Origin of the sequence: Vibrio sp. 10N.222.52.B7 (assembly GCF_041474275.1) — a bacterium.
In the GTDB taxonomy this organism is placed as follows: Bacteria; Pseudomonadota; Gammaproteobacteria; order Enterobacterales; family Vibrionaceae; genus Vibrio; species Vibrio crassostreae_C.
On record NZ_JBFRTU010000132.1, the window covers coordinates 1 to 3536 of the forward strand.

Annotated in this window: 2 protein-coding genes; one reads left to right on the top strand and one right to left on the bottom strand. The window is 38.3% G+C overall.

Annotated elements, in window-relative coordinates; all coding sequences use genetic code 11:
• Window positions 1-153 precede the first annotated feature (153 nt).
• Window positions 154-1278, bottom strand: a complete 1125-nt coding sequence (locus AB4512_RS21255; RefSeq protein ID WP_372175598.1) for an LPS O-antigen chain length determinant protein WzzB — start codon at window positions 1276-1278, stop codon at window positions 154-156.
• 687 nt (window positions 1279-1965) lie between these two features.
• On the opposite strand from AB4512_RS21255, the gene wecA reads away from it, so the two are divergent.
• Window positions 1966-3039, top strand: coding sequence for a UDP-N-acetylglucosamine--undecaprenyl-phosphate N-acetylglucosaminephosphotransferase (gene wecA / locus AB4512_RS21260; protein ID WP_372175599.1), 1074 nt, complete (start codon window positions 1966-1968; stop codon window positions 3037-3039).
• Window positions 3040-3536 lie beyond the last annotated feature (497 nt).

Consider the following 3536-nt stretch of genomic DNA (forward strand, 5'->3'; position numbering starts at 1 on the left):
AGGTTCATGGGGCGTTTACTCCCTAACTCGCCAAACTAGGTGTCGCAATTTAGTTAGGACGCTCCCCCCCCTCACACAATTCTATGTTTAGAGGGTAGTATGTAAGATAAATACAAATGACTAGTGTATAGACACTAGCTATTGGAATGAATGTTAGTCTTCTTTTCTAAATACAAATCGTAGTAGAACTATCACGGCACCTAATATGCCTCCGAACAAAGTCATCAGAACGACAATCACAGCGCGTTTGGGCTTGTCTCGAGTAATCGGTTGCTCTACATTTTCCAAGAAGCGGAAAGTTTGAAAATCAACAGTTCGGTTGATTTCAAGGTTATTCAACATATCTAACTTTGCATCAATTTGCTGAAGACGAGGCTCTATAACACTCAAATTTTTAACAGATTCTAAAGCTTTAACTTTTGCATCTAAACCCTTAGAACCTAGATCAATATTAAACAGTTCCTTTTCATTACCTGTCTGGATTGGTCTATCTACGCCTGCAGACTTAGCAATTTTGGCAGCATATTTTGCTCGTTCAGTTTCGACTGATAGTTTATTCGTGGCCTGATTTTCTAAGATTCTTTTTTGTTGCACCAATTCATTTCGTTTGCCGTTCACTACAGCCTTTAAGTTATTAAATGCATCGTCATGAACCTTTGACTCTGTGGCCAAAATATACGCACTCAACAGGTCGAAGCTGCTTTCCTTAGTCATAGTTTGAAAGCTAACAATGTATGGTGAATTATGATCCTTTTTATCAACTTTAGAAGCTGATACTCTATTAAACCAATGAGCATATAAGGCTCTAACCTCCTCAACGCTCATATCAGTATCACCAACCACCAAAGAGCTTTTAAACTCCTGGAATTCAGAGCTATTATCTAAAAAATCTCTCTTATTATTAGTTGAATTAAAGGCATTCACAAATCGTTGGAACAACACCGTAGAGTCAACCAATCTATCTAGCTCTTTGCTAACAAGAACTGTTCCATCTTCTTGATATATATTAAAAACAGGTTGAAATTGCTTCACCTGCTGCTGATATTCAGCTAAGTTTTGAGGCTGGGCTTTTGTAATTTTAGCATTAGAAGACCACCACTCTTGAGCTGACAAAGCAAATACGATACTACTAGCAGTAAACAAAATAGTGACCAAAATTATAATTAGTTTACCATCCCATAGCGCTTTAAAAAGATCTCGCAGATCAAATTCATCATTTACACTATACATTGGCGGGTTTTCTGGGGAGTATGGTTGTGGTTGGTTATGCTGCTTCACTATAGTTCTCTCAAAACATCAAAATTAATTACTCCAAATGCTATCACACCGTATGGTGTTAGTATCGTATGATTTGTAAACTTTTGAAAGTGGTATTAAGACCACTAACTATTCATCGCACTCAAGCCACTCCTTAGCTCTATCGACATAGTACGTGAAAGTTAGCACGGATTCTTACTACTCAACACCGCCCTCCCCTTTTTCGCCTTGTTCCATTAATAATTGCATGAACTTGGTATTTTGCATTCTCTTCACCATCTTCACCTATTACTGGACTTTGTTTCTTTCTTGACGATTTTTCAGCCCACATGGAATTGAAAACCATCTTAGGATAGTTGCCTTACGGTAGCAGCGCCGACTTTACTCAGCCAGAATCAAGGCTTCGATTTTAAATTCAAGAGCTGTTTGAGTCACTTTGCTTAGTCATATTGTCCTGTTCATGAGTAGTTGTACACATTAACACCGCACACCAAACTACTAGAGCAGATAACAAAAAGTTCGCTGCCAGAATAAGTGGATGTGCAAAAGACGTCATTTCAAGAAAGAGACATCCCTACTAGCTTTAAGTCATCTGACACGAAAGAAAACCCACATATAATTGAGAAAAATCACGTAGATCATTACTCCTTCTTTAAACTCAATAGCAAATACACTAAAATACCCCCAAATACTCTATTAGGCTAAACTGTGCTCATCTCATTTATTGACCTCTCTTTCCTGTTTTTGTTTTCTCTCGCAACCACTTTTACGCTTCGTAAATTTGCAAAAAAAATAGGATTAGTTGACAAGCCAAATGCTCGTAAACTACATAATGGAGCAGTTCCCTTAGTCGGCGGAGTATCGATTTGTATTTCTATCCTCTACTTCTTGTTCAATAACCCCGAAATTTTCCCAAATGCAGAACTCTACGCCTCGTGCGTGCTTATACTTGTTGGTATTGGTGTTTTGGATGACAAATACGACATCAGCTTCAAACTACGTTTTGCAGTTCAAGCGGGTCTATCCATCATCATGATGGTCGTTGGTGGCATTGAGCTTAATACCATAGGGGATGTATTCGGTAGCGGCGATGTAATCACCTTGGGTTGGTTTGGGTACCTTGTTACCATTCTTGCTGTAGTTGGTGCTATTAATGCTTTCAACATGGTCGACGGAATTGATGGCCTACTCGGAGGACTGTCCATAGTCACCTTTGGTGGTCTAGGCATTATGCTTAGCTTTGATGGACAGACAAATTTAGCTTACATTTGTATGGTATTAGTCGTTGCAATTATTCCATATATATTGCTCAACCTTGGTGCATTTGGTCGAAAAAGAAAAGTGTTTATGGGAGACGCAGGAAGCATGTTGATTGGCTTTACTGTAATCTGGTTACTTCTGCTTTCTAGTCAAAACGGAAGCACACCACCGCTACGTCCAGTGACTGCATTATGGCTAATAGCGGTTCCCCTCATGGATATGGCGGCAATTATGATTCGCAGAGTAAGAAGAGGCGACTCTCCTTTTAAACCAGATCGTGAACATCTACATCACATATTCCAGCGCATGGGGTTGAGCTCAACACAAACGCTTATCGTTATTTGTAGCATTGCTACTCTCTATGCTGTAATAGGTATTTCAGCTGAAATGCTTAACATTCCAGAGTATATGATGTTCTATGCCTTTATCATCTGCTTTGCAATTTATCTTGTGGTATTAAGTAACATTTGGAAAATCACTTCCTATATTAGAAAATTATTCCTAAATAAAAAAATCCAGTAGCGAAATAAATCTGACATGTGAATATCTTAGTAAGAGATAGGGGTAGTTGTATTAGTCTACAATAATTCAGGGGTAGAGTGATTCACCACTCGACTTATCAACATCAATATTTAATTAATAAGCTCAGTTATGCATCTATCTTTCAGGTTCTAGAGTATCTAGAAACTAATTCTCGATACAGTTTTTATCAAGGCGAGCTAACCATACCTTATAGGTATACATCTTACCCATAATATTGATACCACTTTTAACCTGCTGGCAGAAAACACGTTGACACTTCGATTTTTCACTCTAAAGACTTAATTTAAAGCAATATTGTCGGAGCCTACCAACTGCTTCAGAAATGCTTAGACTATTAGTACCAATTAGGAACGTAAAGAAAAAGTAAATTTCATTATATCGCCGATGAAATTTTTAGTAAGCATACCCTAACCTTTGAAAGTGTTCCCTGAAAAACCTAGTATACCCATGCTCCCCCCAGGGCAAGATTACGAAGC